Below are 17,087 nucleotides of genomic sequence, written 5' to 3'. Positions count from 1 at the left end.
GCCTCTCTTGAAGGCAGGTTTCGCCAGATTTCTGTATCAGGAGACTACATGAGATACTGCTTTACGAATTATTGACCAGTCTTTATTTTCAACCCAGACAAAGAGGCATCGGCCCTCACTGCGTCTGGCCCACAGTTCTCCGATTCGTTTCTTTTCTCGACTATCTCGGGTATCACTGATATGAGATCCTTTATACTCAACAGCAACGAGTGGGCCATTGTTCATTTGTATCAAAAAGTCAGGATAGAATCGGTCTGAGGCGGTTTGCAACCAGAAAGAGGTTGGTTTTTTCTCTACATTACGCAACCACCAATCGACACCATCAAGCCGGTTGGCAATAAATTCGGCGCATTCAAATTCCTCCCCGATATCTTTCAGATTACCGATAACGGGATAGAAATGACGTTTGAGCTGAATAAACCCGGTATAACGAAAATCGTAAGCATAGCGCCCTGGCTCCAACGACACGGCATGTTCGTCTAGCACCGCAAATTGTGATTCGTCATCAAACAAGTCGTTGAAGATGCGTTGCTTAGCGAGCACTAACCCAGCTGCCATTTTTCGCTCCAACGCACCGCGCAAACGAAACTTCCGGTAGGCTAATTCGTCCAGAGAGAACTCTCTTGTTTCCAACAAATAATCAATTGCTGCGTTGATCCATGCGACCTTTTTTTCCCGTTCGGAGTAAGGGAAAGGTAGATTACGATCCAGCCAATAAATCAAATCAGTGACTTCCCAGCCATGTTCTTTACTGAATAATGCCAGTTGATTATCTAATTGCTCATAAACACTACATTCGATTTTCTCTAATTGAGAAATGTTCAATGCAGCGCGATACATGGTTTCTGCATCATGAGTGAACTCGTTATCAGAAAGCACCGGGTCAAAGTCCCCTATTTCCCAGTCAGCATCTAAAAGTGGAGTTTCATCAAACACATCAAAGAACCCAGATTGCCGGTATGTGAGTAAAGGTATTTGGGCAGTATGTCCCCGCTCCGCAGGTGTTATTTCCTTTTGTAGTGGCGCATTTTGTCTGGATGACGCCATTTCAAGCCGATCGAGAACGTCTTTGGCTATTTCTGGATGCTTGAATGTGTCAGCCAATTGTTGGATCTGTTTATTATTAGCGCCACCTTTTAATGTCAGAGTCCCACTCTCTGGAGAGATCTCTAGCTTGTCGCGAAGTGATTTTGGTAAGGTTTCCAGAGCGGTTTCATCAGGAAGGACGAGACTATTTTCGGATTCGGGTAAAGGAATAACCAAATCGCCCTGGGGGGAGAAGAGATCTCCTGTAAATGGTGGCTCTCCATGGGTTTGAATCAAACTTTGTGTTTCGAGCCTTTCAAAGCCACTTTGTACTAATCCATCACGCAATCCCTGAACTGTTGCCGCAAATTCTGACGATACGACGTAGGCATAACAACGGTTAAGCGCCACATGCTGTTTTCTTTTAACATGCGGCATACGTAATATTCGGCCGAGGATTTGCTCTACTGCCGTAGCGGAAGTGGTATTGCGGAAAGAGAAAAGCACATACGCAAAAGGGCAATCCCATCCTTCGCGTAGTTTATCGACAGTAATGATGAACTGGGGATAGTCAGGGTCACCCAGTTTTTTACCCGATAATTCATCCTGAGCACCTGTCGCAATGGCGATAGTATCAGCGGGGATATTGAAATCATTAATCAGATGCTGTTTAACGCGCTCCGGCGTAAACGTTTCTTGTTCTTTTGCCTGGCGCTCGGCCTGTATCAACATCACAATAGGTTTGATTTCTTCACTGGTTTGCTGGAATTCCTGGACAGCCTCTTCTTCCAACTGCCTTAGCCGGCTAATCGCTTCGGCCATAGACCGTTGCCATTCTGGATGAACCGTGAGTTCCAGCGGTAACTTCAGCATATCTTCCGCTTGCAAGGTTGCGGCGGAGACGCTCCTGAGGACATTGGATGGATGATTCGCACGGTCAGGGGTTGCGGTTAACTCAAGTATGCACGCGGGGTTAAAGCGGACAAGAGTATCGACAGCCAGTGGTGTTCCCTGATTATGCGCTTCATCGACAATAACAAAAGGGTGGCGTAGCCTGATGACATCCATGAGCGAATGTTCCCCTTTTTGCGTTGATGAAGTACCACTGAAATGTGGCATGAGGCTGCCATTTTGACGGTAGACTCTCAACCCATCGTCAGTATCTTGCTTAAAACTCTGCATCGTGGCGACGATAATTGTGTTTCCGGTATTTAACGTGGCTGGTTGTATATATAAAGCTTCCTGGATATCCAACACATGTACTGAACCGAACAGATCACGCATATCCTGGTATAATAATTCCCCCGGCGTCTTCAGTGAGTGAAGTGTTTGTTCACGAATGGGATCTGATGGAACCAGCCATAATATTAGGGTGTGCTCTATACCAAGAAAATATTCGTTAACGCGTTTTATCGACTGACCGGCGATACGCGTTTTCCCGCCACCGGTAGGAACCCGTAAACAAACATAAGGTATAGCTTCTGCGCCAGGTAAGGGGTAATAAGGCAGTGCTCGGCTGAAACCTTTGAGTGTGGATTCGCGGAAAGCCTCTGCTGGATCTTGCAATTCTCTACAGCGGGAAAGGTACGAAGAGAAATCGTCAAGAAGTTGTTCCTGGTATGATTTCAGACTGTTCAGAGCCATGTTTTCACCGCCAGTTCATAGGGAAGTTGATGGAAGATAATGCCTAACTGATTGAGTTTTTTCTTATCAAACCGAGAGCGAGCGCCATATACGATTCGCGTACCGGAAAAATGTGGTGGAGTGATTTCATCAAGGAACCTCAGGGAACGATGATTAAGAACATTACCGCCAATATCTGAGCGATCTTTCAATATGCCGTTGTACAGAAGAAAGACGGCTTTTTCCTGATGTACACCGAGGAATGGTGTGGATGGCTGTTTCTTGGCTAAAGGTGATACCGTTAAACCTGATCCGGTTTCCATAAACCAAACGAATTCGCTTAGCTCATTGAAAGTAACATTTTTTCGAATAGGGCCTTCAGGTTGGAATAGAGGTTCAGCGGAAAGATTGAAAAACTTGAAACCATTTCCGAGACCTGAAAATTTGACTCCTTTATTATTTTTATATCCGTTGCAAATTTTTTTCACTCTTTCAGTAGTTAGGTTTTTTGCTATATGCTCATTCATTTCTATAAGTATAAACTTACGGTTTCCATTATCTTCTTTGTTCTGTTGTAGAACCGCATGTGCCGTTGTGCCTGAACCGGCAAAACTATCTAATACGAGAAAGTCCTTATCATCGATCATTGAAATCAAGTATTTTACTAGTTCGACAGGTTTTGGAAATGGAAATTTAAATCCCATGTCAGATAGCTTTTGTGATTGTGATTGTGTACTTCCCACTCCACTGATAACAGTGATAACATGACTAGCATTCTCTCTTTCTTTTTTTGACTCAATTGCACCTGTGGCTGTAATGAAGAAAGTAGTTCTCTGGTTTTTTGTGTCTAATACAGGTTTAAAACCAGATGCTATAAACTCTAATAATAGATTCTTGGATGCCCAACCGCTTTCAACCGTTACATCATGAGTTAGCTTTCCATTTCGAATGATGACGTCGTTATAAATATATGGCCATGAGTCATGTTTTTTTGATATGTGAGCCTCTTGAACTGATGCAGGGAAACCAGCGGGAAGAATCACCTTACTGATCGGGTTTTTGGGGCCGTTTTTTATTATCGTGTTTTGAATGAAATCACGATTTAGTTTGCTATCTTTAGTAACGGACGGATCGATAACTTTTGGGTGAGGTAATTTTTCAGGATTAGACGCATAAATAAGAATATATTCGTGACAATTTTTTATTTTCGCTTGATTATCGAAGTTGCCATCTGTTCTCCAGACTAAAGTTGCCACTCTTTTTTTTATTCCAAAAATCTCATCCATTAATGATCTTAAATAATGAATTTCATTATCGTCAATGGATACAAATATAATGCCGTCATCAGTCATAAACTGTTTTAGCAATACCAATCGAGGGTACATCATGCACAACCAGCGGTCATGACGATCTAAAGTTTCACCTTCTTTACCGACAACCTCCCCTAACCATTTTCTAATTTCAGGGCTATTGACGTTATCATTGTATACCCAACCTTCATTTCCAGTATTATAAGGTGGGTCGATATAAATACATTTAACTTGGCCTGCATAACGAGGCAATAATGCTTTTAGTGCCTGTAGATTATCACCTTGAACAATAATATTTCCACTATCGTCTTGTCCATGAGATAAATCAGCATCATGCTCAAGCAAACGAAAGGGAACATCTTTGTGATGCTTATTAACGGCTTCTTTGCCGATCCAATTTAACGTTGGCATTAGTCAGGATCCTGTCCAATTTTATTATGCTGTGGGCAGGTGTTAGGTCGTGTCATACAGATCAGCGGATTTAATAGAAAGTTGGCTGTTACCCACATATCCACGGGCGAATAAGCCCGTGAGTCAGCGCTTTCGGTGGGCGCTGACTCACGGTGCAAATATGCACCCAGAAGATTATCCGATGCCATTTGGTTTTGAAAAAGCCGAGTGGAGCCGCTGCTCAGGTAAACGTCGGGACAAGCGTCTATTACGGATTGCTATTGTGAGAGGCGGACTTATATATTGAATTAACCAAGCACAAACCGCGCGTTTAACTCACGCAAAAACTGGAAAGTATTCATACAAGGCACGCCAAACTGCTGGCAAATATTCGGAACTTTAACTTTTTTGGTATTGAGTGCGACAAACGACTCATGTGTAACAACAACGGCGCCGATGGATTTTGCTTTGGCGATGATCCACGGATCGTCTTTTTGCTAAAAAGTTATCACGATTACCAGCGTTATAATCGCCCGTCATGACGGCCTGAACAACCTGAGCGAAAATCTGCTGAGTGTTGGCATCATCATTGCTGATGAAATGATCGGGGCGTGCTTTTGCCCACTCCGCCAACTCGTCATTGCCGTCTTTTAGTTCTCGGCCAATCATATCCACACTGGCAATTGCGCCCTGCTGAAACTGAAGATCGAGCCAATCCCAGTAAGCAGGGCATATATCCATTCCGTAATACTGATTTTTGGCCTGAATATAAGTATTTGCATCCAGCAGATATCTCATATACCAAGCTCCTTAGCGAAAACAGGAATTTTAGCTGGTTTCATACCATCAAGAAGCGCACTGGCATCCCGTAATAAAAGCTGACCGCTCAATGCCTGTGCTACCACCGCACGGGAAAATGGCCGGCTGATCTGCGCCTTTTTCGTTTTGTAATAAGTCGGGCCGCCTTTACCACTTTTCTCTCGCTCCAACCATGCAGCCTTTAACTCAGCAATAAAGTGGTCGTAGTCGTCATACTGAATAAATCCCAGAGTTAACGCACGGCGGGCCAGCACCCAGTGACTGACCCGGAAATGCCGTTCCAAATGAGGGAGGTTTTCCTGCCACAACTCAAGATCGCGTTGCCAGAGGTGGCTGAATTCTTCAGCAGGAACTAATAACTCAGCCGCGACTGCGTTACATAAAACTTCTTCTCTGCGGGACGTGCGGCTATCACCATCAGAGATACCAGACTGCCCAATCCATATATGGCACAGTTCATGAATTAGGGTAAATAAGCAAGCGCCGGGGGCGTCAGCATGATTGATGAAAATAACTGGCGCATACTCATCAGTAATGGCAAAGCCGCGGAATTCCTCAACCAAAAGAGGACGAGTGAAGTGGCCTAAGTTTGCCTGCCGCATGACTAAAATACCGAGGGATTCAATGCGATTAATCAGATCCCGGTAGTAATCATCACTGTTGCCGCGTTCGGGATACAGACCAATCCCGAGTGCTCCTCTGATATCCTCAACGAGGATGTTGACATCAGTACGGGCAGAAAAACGCCCGACAAAGGAATTAGGCTCTGCCAGTTGTTGTTTCAGATACTCCCTGTACCATTCCTGACGCTGAAGCATGAGCTTAACCAAATCCAGCAGTTCCGCACTGGGCTGGCTAACCGGTTTACCCTCAAGCGTTCTTAAATCGGGGATCGGAAGCGTTTCAACGGGAGGCTTTAATAAGAACAGATAGCCAAAAGGGACATGGGCCTTATCAGCGAACTGCATGGCCTGATTAAATGTTAGCGCTTGCTTGCCGGACTCCCACTTCAACAGACGTTCTTCATCGATCGTAAGCTTATGGGCAAATTCAGACACAGAACAACCGGAACGCTCACGCGCCCAGATCAGCATTGCTGTGTTGATGTTTGCAGTGGCCATAACACGCTTCCCGGTGATGTTGTCTGTCATTATAAATGAATAATCCGTTTAAAACTCGTTGTTTCAGTGCATGTTGGTTTCTTTACTTGACAAAATCCTTGCCGTTCATTCCTTGTCGCGGTATCTTTTACGCGCACCTGCAAATCAGGTGCCGGGATTGGTCTCCCGAATACCATACTGGCGACATATGACGCGCCTTGCGTCTTTTTTTATGTCGTATGCTTAACTATACCGAATTATGGTGGGCTGGGCGGGGGCACCGCAAGGTGCGCCGGTTCCAGTATGGCCGGTAAGACCAACTCCGTTCAGTCCACCACCCGTAAGATTGGTCTCTTAGGTGGTGGTTTAAACATCACATACTGGAGGCTGCCTTATGGCTACAACCCTCGATCAAACTCATCCGTTACTTTCCCACCCTTTTAATGCCGATACAGATTTCACCGTACTGGCCGATCACTGCGAAAACTTCGCCGCAACCCTGATTGAAAGCGACGATCCGTCTCTAAGGATGGCTCTCTGCGGTCGGCTTGCCGCCGGTCTTACGCTGCTGAAACCGGGCCTAAGCGATCCCATTCCGCCTCACCTGATAGACAGCCTGACCGTTGATACCTTGCCCACAAACTCTCCTCGTTTCGCCCCGGATGCGGATACGCTTTGCGACTACTGTTTTACCCTGACTCAGCTTCTGCTTTGCCGGATGTTTCCGCCACAAGCGGAAGAACAATTGCGCTGGCTCCTGGCGGAACTGGTTGATTACTTTGCCGCTGAACTGAAAGCTCCGCGCTGGATACGTACCGCTGACGGCGTGAAGTGTATTGACGAGGAGGCGGCATGAACCAACAGGATTGGCATCCCGCCGATATTATTGCGGCGTTGAAAAAACGGGGAACAACACTTGCGGCGGTTTCGCGTAACGCGGGGCTGGCCTCTTCCACGCTGGCGAATGCGCTGACAAAACACTGGCCCAAGGGAGAACGGCTGATTGCTGAAGCGCTGGGCGTCACGCCGGAGCAAATCTGGCCTTCTCGCTACTATTGATATCCCATTGGCGCAGATCTGATACAGATTTTGCGCCGTTTCTCCTGTTTATCTGATGTAAAAAATCAACAAATAATCCTTTAAAAGGGAAAAACAGTTTTCTCTTATCTGCATCTTTTGCTGCACAGTAATATCCCTCCGGCACAAAATGCTTCATGACCTGAGAGAAGCGCCTGATGTATCAGGATGGTCGCCTTTTTTACCGGCATCAACCTTTGAAAATGCCGGACCGCATTGCGGTTAAGGTCATCCTCTACTCTGCTTCACCTTCCCGCTGTTTTTGAGGTCTGCGCCGCAAAGCGACGACACATTTACACTGATCTGTCCCTGAAATTATTCCCACCTAATTATGCCGCCATTTCATAATCCACTGGCGTTTGATAACCCAGCGTAGAATGTTTGCGACGACGATTGTAAAATACCTCAATATAATCGAATATCGCGTTCATCGCCTGTTCTCTACTGACAAAGGCTTTTCCCCGCATCAGCTACGTTTTCAGCGTGTGATAGAAGCTTTCCATGACCGCATTGTCATAACAGCAACCCTTTCCGCTCATTGAGCAGCGTAAATCGTTATCTTTCAGTACATCCCGATATCGATGGCTCGCATATTGACTCCCTCTGTCCGAATGCGCTATCACCTGTCTTGTCGGCTTTCGCTGTTTTATCGCCATCGCCAGTGCGTCAATCACAACCTGAGTTTTCAGTCTGTTACTCAGGCTCCAGCCGATTATTCGTCTGGAATACAGGTCTATGACTGTCGCCAGATACAGCCAACCTTCTTGCGTACGGATATACGTGATATCCGTAGCCCACGCGATATTCGCCGCTGACGGATTAAACGCCCGGTTTAGCAGGTTGGGCGCTATCGGATAATCATGCTGACTGTTCGTCGTCACTTTATAGCGCGTCTGATCTGCGGCTTTCAGACCGGACTGTTTCATCAGACGGCTGATGCGGCTTTTACCATGAAAACGCTGTTCATCCTGTAAATCACTTTGCAGACGCCGGATACCGTAAGTTCCCCGGCTGTCGTGATGCAACTGAATCAGCCTCTGGCTCAGGATGTCGTCAGCCAACTGTCGCTGGCTGGGAGAGCGATTGCGCCATGACCGGTAACCCCGCCTGCTGACATTGAGCAACAGGCAAATTCGCTTCACTTCATGGAAAGCCGATAACTGAGTGACCATGGCGTATCTTAGCGGCTTTCCCGCGCAAAGAACGCCGCCGCTTTTTTCAGTATGAGCTTATCCTCTTCCAGTTCGGCGATTTTGGCTTTAAGACGGCGGATCTCCAGTTCCTGTTCGGAGAGCTGCGGCGTGTTGGAGAAAGCAGCCCCCGCCTTATCCTGATAGAGTTTTTTCCAGTTGTAGAGCGTGTTCTCTTTGATATCAAGCTCCTGTGCCATACGGGCAACAGACTTGCCGCTTTCGAGCAGCAATGCAACGGCTCTGCGCTTGAACTCTGGAGTATATTGTTGTCTTGGCATAGTGACCTCGCTTTCGTTGACTGATTTGAAAACAAGGTGGGCGCTAAATCAAGGACAGATCTCTCTGAACCAGAGCTAAAAATAATGCTCCAGAACCCTCTTCAGTTTGTTCACCGCCGCTGTAAATTTAGCCGCATTTTTAGCGTTCAGCGCCGATAAGTTACGCTGTTTCCAGCGAATGGCCGGGAGATGCTGAATTTCAGGATAACGATACAGCGACCAGTCAGGGTGATTCTGTTTATAACTGAGTAAGAACTGACGATCCCGAGCGGTAAAATGAGATTTCAACGCCTGCGGCAGTAGAGTCGTTACTGATAAAAGCGATTCCAGAGAAGTCTCTTGCTGCGTCATTCCTGAAAATTCCTGCTGGTACAGCGTGGCGATCCGCGCCGTGTCCCAATTAGGGGCCAGCAGTTCGGCTATGGGGCGAGGATGCCCTGCCAGATAACAAAGAAAACCGTCAAAGATCTCGCGCGTGAGACTCGGTTTCTTCAGCATATTTAGTACGTCAAACAGATCGCGCGGATGCTGGCGATCGAGTGCGGCGCAGATTTTTCCGCCGTAAAGATCCGCCAGTGAGACGACATTCATGGTGGTAAAACCGTATTCCATTTCCACCTGCTCACACACCGGCATTTCTGCCGGAGGCAACAGCAATCCACGCCAGACCGGACTGACTTCAATCTTTATCTGCGCATCAGCGGCGTTAACGATAATGCGCTTTTCATCGGCTTTATTCTCCTGCCGAATAGCTGTTATCCCCGCACTGCCGTTCAGCGATTCCGCAATACGCATTAAGGCGTCATTGATGGCCGACAGATCAGTATCGCGGTCCATGAAGGTTTTATAAACCAGATCGATGTCCACCGACAGGCGAGGAAAATCTTGTACAAACAGGTTGATTGCCGTCCCACCTTTCAGCGCGAAACAGGATTCTTTCGCTACATGCGGCAGGGCAGTCATCAACAGTTTGACTTGTCGGGCGTAAATATCACGCTGATCCATTTTCGACTCCTTTTGGTTTAAATTCCTTGGGAACAGTGATCTGATAATCCGGTTCCAGCCAGCCGTTGGGGATGATTTGCCTTTTTCCCGTGCCTGTATCTATGCGGCTTTGATCGAGATACTGAAAATAAGGATGTCCGTTGCGTTGCGCGAGATAGAGCACCACCCGATTGGTTTTAATCGAATGACTGGCGCAGAGCAGTGCCTGTAACTTACGCGGGCTGAGAAGGTTCAGCCCTTGAAACAGAGTGTCGGCATGTTCAAACGAGATCTGTGCGGGAACGCCGCTGGCGATTTCATACGCGGCAAGTTCCGGGCAACTGCCCATTACTCGCCGATCGCCGATTTTCAATTCTGTAATGAATGGTGTTACATCAGCGGACAGGCCCGACGTATATAACGTGATAAAGGTGGCGGATTGTTTAAAGGTGGCGAACCATCCGGGTAGCTTGACGTAAGGCGGGAGCGTGAGCCAGACCTGCGGCCTGCCCGGTTCGGCATAGTGAGCATGGCCCTGTAGCGCAAGACTGGTCAGCCCTGCCATCCGCACCGGTTTTTCCCACTGGGTTTGCAGACAGGAAACCGCATCGACCCAGTCGGGTTCGCGACCCGTCCGACAGTAAACACCATGCGCTACCCGCCTGAGCCAGCCGTTCTGTACATAGCGGTAAGAGAGCTTACGATCTATGCCGTTGCGGCTAAGCCATGACTGGAGCAACACCTGACCGGGTAGGGTATTCTGCATCAGCCAGTTTATATAGTTAGCCAAATGTCACCTATGAGTAGACAATTTAGTCCATTTTTAAACTATTATGGATTTAGTGAAAAATCATGGCAAGTTTTGGTTTTATTATTTATTGATTTGTCGACTTTGAATCGACATTTAAACAAAAAAACAAACCTTGGCTACTCACTAAAGAAGGCTCGTAAATATATTCGGTTGGCTTAAAAGGAACGTGTAACATAGAAGCAAAGCTGAACAATAGTCGTTACTCATCGTTCTGAGGCGTTGCATCTACTGTATGCCCTGATAAGTAACGGCATGATAAAACAGGGAATAAGATGAAATTCACTGAAGATACCCGTGTAAAGATCCCAACCATCCTGCACTTGATAAGACTGGGTTACCGCTATTTGTCCCTCAAAGAGCAGGTCTGGGATAGAGGCACTAACATCTTTCCTGACATTTTCACTTCTGCCATCGCCAGAATCAATCCCGATACAGCGCTTGATAACATTGACCGCCAGTTGGAAGAGCTCAAACTTCTTCTCGACAATGAAGACTTAGGCCGCGCCTTCTTCGAAAAACTCACCGATCGCTCTAACGTAAAACTGATTGATTTCGAAAACTTCAACAACAACAGTTTCCATGTGGTCACTGAACTGACCTGTGAAAATGGCGATGAAGAGTTTCGCCCGGATATCACCCTGCTGGTTAACGGAATGCCGTTGGTTTTTATCGAGGTGAAAAAGCCCAACAACCGGGAAGGCATACTGGCGGAGCGCAACCGTATCAATAAACGTTTTCAGAACCCTAAATTCAAGCGTTTCGCCAACATCACCCAATTTATGATCTTCTCCAATAACATGGAGTATGACGACGGCGATCCCGAGCCGCTTCAGGGCGCATTCTATGCCAGCAGTGCGTACCACAAACCCGAGTTCAACTATTTTCGCGAAGAAGAACTCTTTAATCTGACTGCGCTGCTCAAACCCTTGTCCGATGAAACTGAAATCGCTGTATTAAAAGATAATAATCTGGAAGTGATCCGCACCAACCCGGAATTTCAGACAAATAAAGATCATAATCGACCGACGAACCGCATCTGTACTTCATTACTGAGCCGTGATCGGCTGGCGTTTATATTGCGTTATGCGTTGGCCTATGTTTCTGAGCCAGACGGTATACAGAAACACATCATGCGGTATCCGCAACTGTTCGCTACTAAAGCGATTGAGCACAAGCTGAATGCGGGCGTCAAAAAAGGCATTATCTGGCATACGCAGGGGAGCGGGAAAACGGCGCTGGCCTATTATAACGTGCGCTTTCTGACGGATTATTTTCAGAAAAAGCAGGTCATTCCCAAGTTCTATTTTATTGTCGATCGTCTGGACTTACTGCAACAGGCGCAGCGTGAATTTACGGCTCGCGGTCTTACCGTACATCTGATCGACTCGCGTGATGCGTTTAGCCGCGATATCAAAGCGACTCAGGTACTTCATAACCATCAGGGAACGCCGGAAATCACCGTCGTCAACATCCAGAAATTTAAAGACGACCCGGATGTCGTCTCGACTAAGGATTACGATGTCAGTATTCAGCGGGTGTACTTTCTTGATGAAGTTCATCGCAGCTATAACCCTGAAGGCAGTTTTCTTGCCAACTTAAGCCAGTCGGATGCTCACGCGATCAAAATTGGCCTGACGGGAACGCCGCTGCTGGGGGACGACTATAACTCGCGGATGCTGTTCGGCGATTACATCCACAAATACTACTACAACGCATCTATCGCGGACGGCTACACCCTGCGCCTGATCCGGGAAGAGATAGCCACCAATTACCGGCTGGTGTTACAGCAGGCGCTAAAGGATGTTGAAGTCAGAATGGGTGATGTGGAGCGGAAATATGTTTACGCCCACCCCAGCTTTGCTAAACCGATGCTGGACTACATCATCACCGACTTCGCACAGAGCCGGGGCGCGTTAAATGACGACACCATTGGCGGCATGGTGATTTGCGACAGTTCGGAACAGGCGAAACAGATGTTTGCTTTATTTAATGCGGACGATACGGAATCTGCCCCCATGTCGGCGCCGGAAAACATAACGCCTGTTGGTCATGCTGCGGAATCAAACGTTGTTTATCATGCTACCGCTCGGGAAAAGCGAAAGGTCAAACGTGCCGCCTTGATTCTGCACGATGTGGGCAGCAAACAGGAACGCAAACAGTGGGTGGAGGATTTCAAGGCCGGCAACATTGATTTACTGTTTGTCTACAACATGTTGCTGACCGGCTTTGACGCCAAACGCCTGAAAAAACTCTATCTGGGACGGGTAATCCGTCGGCATAACCTGCTTCAGGCGTTGACCCGTGTTAATCGCACCTATAAAGATTTTCGCTACGGCTATGTGGTGGATTTTGCCGACATACGTCAGGAGTTCGATGCCACCAATAAAGCCTACTTTGAAGAGCTCCAGTCCGAATTGGGCGATGAGATGGAGCATTACTCCCGGCTGTTCAAATCACAGGAAGAAATCCGGCAGGAAATCGAACATATCAAAGACGTTCTGTTCCGTTTTGATATCGAAAATGCGGAAATTTTTGCCGATCAGGTCAGCCAGATACAGGACAGAGAAACGGCGCTGGCGCTGAAAAAGGCGTTAGCCGATGCCAGAAGTCTGTATAACTTGATTCGGCAGCAAGGGAATGTTGAATTTCTTCAGGCGCTGGATTTCAGCAAACTGAATCTGCTGTATCGTGAAGCCAGTAATCACCTTGATCTGCTGAACCTGAAAGCGGATCTGGAGCAGGGGACCGATACTTCAAATCTGCTGAACCGGGCGCTGGAAGACGTGATTTTCAAATTCGTCAAGATCGGCGAAGAAGAACTGGTGCTGGCCGACAAGCTAAAAGAAACGTTGCGCAAAACCCGCGAAGCGCTGGCCAGCAACTTTGATCAGCAAGACCCGAAATTCATCACCCTGAAGGAAGAACTGGAGCGCCTGTTTAAGAAAAAGAAACTCAGCGAAGTCACGCAGGACGAAATGGTTGCGAATATTGGCACACTGAATAAAATCCATGACCGCATCCGGGAACTGAACCGTCAGAACAACCTGCTGCGCCAGAAGTACCGGGGCGATGCTAAGTATGCGCGCACGCACAAACGGTTACAGGAGCGCGGCGGCTTCAGCGAGCCGGAACGTAAAATCTTTGCGGCGCTGCTTGATGTGAAGCTGGATGCGGATGATAAGGTGCTGAATAACAGTCAGCTCCTGAACAATGAAGGTTACTTTGAAAAGCAGATGGTGTCCTGTGTGCTCAAACATTTTGAAGATCAGCACCATATCAAACTGACGGCACAGGCTGCGAACGATATCAACCGTCTGATTGTCACAGAGTACCTGAACGAATTTAATACCGGAGCACGTACGTGGTAGAACTGGAATTTAGAGACAACACCAAGGCCCTGATCGACAGCCTGAAAAGCATTTGCGCCAACTACGGCCTGGGCAACGACGGTAACGAATTCAAAATTATCACTCAGGCGTTCCTGTACAAGTTCCTGAACGACAAGTTTGCCTTCGAGGCGAAAAAGGTGGATAAGGCCGTCGCCAGCGCGGAAAGCTGGGAAGGGGCGCTTAGCCAGATGAGTGAAGAGCAGTTGGACAAGCTACAACTGAGAATGAGCGCCGATACCGCGCGCCTGAAGCCGCACCATTTCATTACCAGCTTGTTCAACCGGCAAAACGCGGCGGATTTCGCCAAAACTTTTGACGATACCCTGATGGATATCGCAGCCATCAACAATGACGTGTTCGCGGTTAAAACCGACGGCGGCGCGAAAGTGGTGTTGTTTGACCGCCTTAGCCAATTTATCGCCGATGAATCAAAACGCGACGATTTTTGCCGCGCCATCATCAATAAACTGGTCAATTTCAGCTTCGAGCGTATCTTTAGCCAGAAATTTGATTTCTACGCCACCATCTTTGAATACCTGATCAAAGACTACAACAGCAACGCGGGCGGCAAATATGCCGAGTATTATACGCCCCACGCGGTGGCGCGCATTATGGCCGCGATTCTGGTTCCGGAAAAACAGCGGGGCACGGTACGCAACGTCAGTTGTTACGATCCCGCTGCTGGTTCTGGCACATTGTTGATGAACGTGGCGCATGCCATCGGTGAGGATCGCTGTAGTATTTATACTCAGGATATTTCGCAGAAATCTTCCAGCCTGTTGCGCCTGAACCTGATCCTCAACAATCTGGTGCATTCCATTCCGAATGTGATTCAGGGCAATACCATTTTGTATCCTTACCATAAGGACGGGCGGGAACTGAAACGCTTTGATTATATCGTTTCCAACCCGCCATTTAAGATGGATTTCAGCGATTTTCGTGACGATCTGGACAGTAAAGAGAATCAGAAGCGTTTCTTCGCCGGGATCCCAAAGATTAAAGCCAAAGCCAGGGACAAGATGGAGATTTACCAACTGTTCCTGCAACACATTATTTATTCGTTGAAACCGGGTGGTAAAGCGGCGGTGGTGGTGCCGACCGGCTTTATCACCGCGCAGTCGGGGATTGATAAGGGTATTCGTGAGCATCTGGTGAAAAATAAGATGCTGGCGGGCGTGGTTTCCATGCCGTCGAATATTTTTGCCACCACCGGCACCAATGTCTCGATTCTGTTTATTGACGACAGCAACAAAGAGGGCGTGGTGCTGGTCGACGCCTCGAATCTGGGCGAAAAGGTCAAAGACGGTAAAAATCAGAAAACGGTGCTGACGCAAGAAGAAGAGAAACGCATCTGCGAAGTATTTAATAACAAGTGGCGCGAAGACGATTTCTCCGTGGTGGTCTCTTATGATGAGATTGCAGCGAAAAACTACTCATTCAGCGCCGGGCAATATTTTGACGTGAAAATTGAGTATGTCGATATGACGCCGGAACAGTTTGCCGCCAAGATGAAAGGATTTACCGATAATCTGGACAGTCTGTTTAATCAATCACGCGAGTTAGAAGTAGAGATTGAGAAGCAACTGGCGGGGTTGAAGTATGAGTGAAGTAACTTACAAGCGTTTGGGGGATCTGATTACTCTCAAAAGAGGGTATGATTTACCTGAAAGGAGCAGGGTTGCGGGTCCGTATCCAGTAATAAGTTCTGCCGGGACATCAGGCTATCATAATGAATATAAAGTTGAGGGACCCGGAGTCGTCACCGGACGATATGGCACTCTAGGCGAAATGTATTATGTTGAGGGGAATTATTGGCCACATAATACGGCTTTGTATGTGCAAGAATTTAAGGGGAATGACCCCAAATATATTTATTATCTTCTTAGTTGTTTAGGACGAATTCGTACATCTGATAAAAGCGCCGTGCCGGGTGTAAACAGAAATGAGCTTCATGAAATGGCAGTTCCTGCTATAAATAATCCTGTGATTCAGATAAAAGTACGAACGGTTCTTGAAATAATTGATATGAAAATAAATATCAACAACCGCATTAACACCGAACTGGAAGCGATGGCGAAAACGCTATACGACTACTGGTTTGTACAGTTTGATTTCCCTGATGCTAATGGCAAACCGTATAAAACCTCCGGCGGGAAAATGGTGTATAACCCAATCCTGAAACGGGAAATTCCGGCGGGTTGGTGCGCTTCGAATATCTTGTCTTTAGCTAATTTATTAGGCGGTGGAACTCCCAAAAAGACAAAACCTGAATATTGGAACGGATCTATTCCATTTTTTACGCCAACGGATTCAGATAAAAATATTTATAGCCTGAATACGCAGGACAGCATTACTGATTTTGGTCTAAAAAACAGTAGTACGCGCCTCTTTGAAAAAAATACAATATTTATTACTGCAAGAGGATCGGTTGGTCGCCTTGCCCTGAATGCTGTGCCTATGGCTATGAATCAGTCATGTTATGCACTGAGAGCGAAACAAGGAGTGAGTTTTGTATTTTTGTATTATCTTACTAAAGAGTTGATACATCATCTTAAAATTAAGGCTACTGGATCAGTATTTAACTCAATTGTTTCAAGCGATATTGAATATACTAATCTGGCATTGCCTGATGATATTGATTTAATCGATAAGTATGCAATAAAAATAGAATCTGTCTTTGAAAAAATTGAATTACTGACAAAAGAAAACCATCAACTCACCATGCTCCGCGACTGGCTTCTCCCTATGCTGATGAACGGACAGGTTACAGTCAAATAAGCTCCTCATACTTTTTGCGAGGCGTATTCCAGATTAACGTTACGCCTCGTTTGTCGTAGCAAAATACCTTGCAGCTTAGTAAGCGTCCGGCAAACTCATATTGTTAACAAAACTCTGCTGCCACATGCTGCCCTCACTCAATAAAACGAACCTGAGGTAAAATATGGCAAAACGGCATTCTCACCGTGAACGGCAACAGCATCTCGACGCCTGGCAACAGAGCGGGTTAACTAAACAACACTATTGCCGGCAACACGATTTGAACCCGGCCACCTTTTATTACTGGCTCAAACATCATCACGATGACGC

General features: G+C 46.9%; 16 protein-coding genes. 6 read left to right on the top strand and 10 right to left on the bottom strand.

All coding sequences use genetic code 11. From position 1 onward, the window contains the following. Positions 1 to 36: 36 nt before the first annotated feature. The 5 genes from BIY29_RS15060 to BIY29_RS15045 all read right to left on the bottom strand — a co-directional run bounded on the left by BIY29_RS15060 (position 37) and on the right by BIY29_RS15045 (position 6,289). On the bottom strand, positions 37 to 2,670 hold the full coding sequence (locus BIY29_RS15060; RefSeq protein ID WP_121575910.1) for a DEAD/DEAH box helicase: 2,634 nt from the start codon (positions 2,668 to 2,670) through the stop codon (positions 37 to 39). Continuing rightward, entirely contained in the window at positions 2,661 to 4,370 is a 1,710-nt protein-coding gene (locus tag BIY29_RS15055; protein ID WP_121575909.1) for a site-specific DNA-methyltransferase, read from the bottom strand. Before BIY29_RS15055 ends, BIY29_RS15060 begins: the two co-directional genes overlap by 10 nt. A gap of 287 nt (positions 4,371 to 4,657) precedes the next feature. Then, entirely contained in the window at positions 4,658 to 4,807 is a 150-nt protein-coding gene (locus BIY29_RS21040; protein ID WP_420808424.1) for a DUF4411 family protein, read from the bottom strand. Beyond that, positions 4,782 to 5,147 (bottom strand): DUF4411 family protein, encoded by a 366-nt coding sequence (locus BIY29_RS15050; RefSeq protein ID WP_205680351.1) that lies wholly within the window; start codon positions 5,145 to 5,147, stop codon positions 4,782 to 4,784. Before BIY29_RS15050 ends, BIY29_RS21040 begins: the two co-directional genes overlap by 26 nt. Beyond that, on the bottom strand, positions 5,144 to 6,289 hold the full coding sequence (locus tag BIY29_RS15045) for an XRE family transcriptional regulator (RefSeq protein WP_121575908.1): 1,146 nt from the start codon (positions 6,287 to 6,289) through the stop codon (positions 5,144 to 5,146). The genes BIY29_RS15050 and BIY29_RS15045 overlap by 4 nt, the downstream gene beginning before the upstream one ends. Positions 6,290 to 6,662: 373 nt before the next feature. Here BIY29_RS15045 and BIY29_RS15040 point away from each other — a divergent pair, with 373 nt between their 5' ends. Together BIY29_RS15040 and BIY29_RS15035 are read left to right on the top strand one after the other, a co-directional pair. Continuing rightward, positions 6,663 to 7,124: a hypothetical protein gene (locus BIY29_RS15040; RefSeq protein ID WP_121575907.1), complete on the top strand. Its 462-nt coding sequence runs from the start codon at positions 6,663 to 6,665 to the stop codon at positions 7,122 to 7,124. Further along, positions 7,121 to 7,327 carry a helix-turn-helix domain-containing protein gene (locus BIY29_RS15035; RefSeq protein ID WP_121575906.1) on the top strand — a complete coding sequence of 69 codons (207 nt, stop codon included), beginning with the start codon at positions 7,121 to 7,123 and terminating at the stop codon, positions 7,325 to 7,327. Before BIY29_RS15040 ends, BIY29_RS15035 begins: the two co-directional genes overlap by 4 nt. 347 nt (positions 7,328 to 7,674) lie before the next feature. Here the strand turns inward: BIY29_RS15035 and BIY29_RS21035 are convergent, their stop codons facing one another. The 5 genes from BIY29_RS21035 to BIY29_RS15010 all read right to left on the bottom strand — a co-directional run bounded on the left by BIY29_RS21035 (position 7,675) and on the right by BIY29_RS15010 (position 10,590). Further along, positions 7,675 to 7,812: an IS3 family transposase gene (locus tag BIY29_RS21035; RefSeq protein ID WP_121575905.1), complete on the bottom strand. Its 138-nt coding sequence runs from the start codon at positions 7,810 to 7,812 to the stop codon at positions 7,675 to 7,677. Between the two features lie 3 nt (positions 7,813 to 7,815). Beyond that, entirely contained in the window at positions 7,816 to 8,517 is a 702-nt protein-coding gene (locus BIY29_RS15025) for an IS3 family transposase (protein ID WP_121575904.1), read from the bottom strand. Between the two features lie 8 nt (positions 8,518 to 8,525). Beyond that, a complete protein-coding gene (locus BIY29_RS15020) occupies positions 8,526 to 8,816 on the bottom strand; it encodes a transposase (protein ID WP_121575903.1) in 291 nt (96 codons plus the stop codon). A 75-nt stretch (positions 8,817 to 8,891) separates the two neighbouring features. Next, a complete protein-coding gene (locus tag BIY29_RS15015; protein ID WP_121575902.1) occupies positions 8,892 to 9,821 on the bottom strand; it encodes a nucleotidyl transferase AbiEii/AbiGii toxin family protein in 930 nt (309 codons plus the stop codon). Continuing rightward, entirely contained in the window at positions 9,808 to 10,590 is a 783-nt protein-coding gene (locus tag BIY29_RS15010; protein WP_121575901.1) for a type IV toxin-antitoxin system AbiEi family antitoxin domain-containing protein, read from the bottom strand. Before BIY29_RS15010 ends, BIY29_RS15015 begins: the two co-directional genes overlap by 14 nt. Positions 10,591 to 10,883: 293 nt before the next feature. Here BIY29_RS15010 and BIY29_RS15005 point away from each other — a divergent pair, with 293 nt between their 5' ends. The 4 genes from BIY29_RS15005 to tnpA form a co-directional block, all read left to right on the top strand. Continuing rightward, positions 10,884 to 13,979, top strand: coding sequence for a type I restriction endonuclease subunit R (locus tag BIY29_RS15005; protein WP_121575900.1), 3,096 nt, complete (start codon positions 10,884 to 10,886; stop codon positions 13,977 to 13,979). Further along, entirely contained in the window at positions 13,973 to 15,607 is a 1,635-nt protein-coding gene (locus BIY29_RS15000; RefSeq protein WP_121575899.1) for an HsdM family class I SAM-dependent methyltransferase, read from the top strand. Before BIY29_RS15005 ends, BIY29_RS15000 begins: the two co-directional genes overlap by 7 nt. Then, entirely contained in the window at positions 15,600 to 16,778 is a 1,179-nt protein-coding gene (locus tag BIY29_RS14995) for a restriction endonuclease subunit S (RefSeq protein WP_121575898.1), read from the top strand. The genes BIY29_RS15000 and BIY29_RS14995 overlap by 8 nt, the downstream gene beginning before the upstream one ends. A gap of 163 nt (positions 16,779 to 16,941) precedes the next feature. Beyond that, the coding region (gene tnpA, locus BIY29_RS21030) for an IS66 family insertion sequence element accessory protein TnpA (RefSeq protein ID WP_420808423.1) at positions 16,942 to 17,087 on the top strand (146 nt) is incomplete at its 3' end.

The organism is Brenneria alni (assembly GCF_003666245.1).
Classification (GTDB): domain Bacteria; phylum Pseudomonadota; class Gammaproteobacteria; order Enterobacterales; family Enterobacteriaceae; genus Brenneria; species Brenneria alni.
This window is presented reverse-complemented; position numbering and strand designations above follow the sequence as displayed.

What these genes read in the sequence shown, in the direction of transcription:
- BIY29_RS15060 (WP_121575910.1), bottom strand. Translation starts at nt 2,670, where the DNA reads ATGGCTCTGAACAGTCTGAAATCATACCAGGAACAACTTCTTGACGAT.
- BIY29_RS15055 (WP_121575909.1), bottom strand. Translation starts at nt 4,370, where the DNA reads ATGCCAACGTTAAATTGGATCGGCAAAGAAGCCGTTAATAAGCATCAC.
- BIY29_RS15050 (WP_205680351.1), bottom strand. Translation starts at nt 5,147, where the DNA reads ATGAGATATCTGCTGGATGCAAATACTTATATTCAGGCCAAAAATCAG.
- BIY29_RS15045 (WP_121575908.1), bottom strand. Translation starts at nt 6,289, where the DNA reads ATGGCCACTGCAAACATCAACACAGCAATGCTGATCTGGGCGCGTGAG.
- BIY29_RS15040 (WP_121575907.1), top strand. Translation starts at nt 6,663, where the DNA reads ATGGCTACAACCCTCGATCAAACTCATCCGTTACTTTCCCACCCTTTT.
- BIY29_RS15035 (WP_121575906.1), top strand. Translation starts at nt 7,121, where the DNA reads ATGAACCAACAGGATTGGCATCCCGCCGATATTATTGCGGCGTTGAAA.
- BIY29_RS21035 (WP_121575905.1), bottom strand. Translation starts at nt 7,812, where the DNA reads ATGCGGGGAAAAGCCTTTGTCAGTAGAGAACAGGCGATGAACGCGATA.
- BIY29_RS15025 (WP_121575904.1), bottom strand. Translation starts at nt 8,517, where the DNA reads ATGGTCACTCAGTTATCGGCTTTCCATGAAGTGAAGCGAATTTGCCTG.
- BIY29_RS15020 (WP_121575903.1), bottom strand. Translation starts at nt 8,816, where the DNA reads ATGCCAAGACAACAATATACTCCAGAGTTCAAGCGCAGAGCCGTTGCA.
- BIY29_RS15015 (WP_121575902.1), bottom strand. Translation starts at nt 9,821, where the DNA reads ATGGATCAGCGTGATATTTACGCCCGACAAGTCAAACTGTTGATGACT.
- BIY29_RS15005 (WP_121575900.1), top strand. Translation starts at nt 10,884, where the DNA reads ATGAAATTCACTGAAGATACCCGTGTAAAGATCCCAACCATCCTGCAC.
- BIY29_RS14995 (WP_121575898.1), top strand. Translation starts at nt 15,600, where the DNA reads ATGAGTGAAGTAACTTACAAGCGTTTGGGGGATCTGATTACTCTCAAA.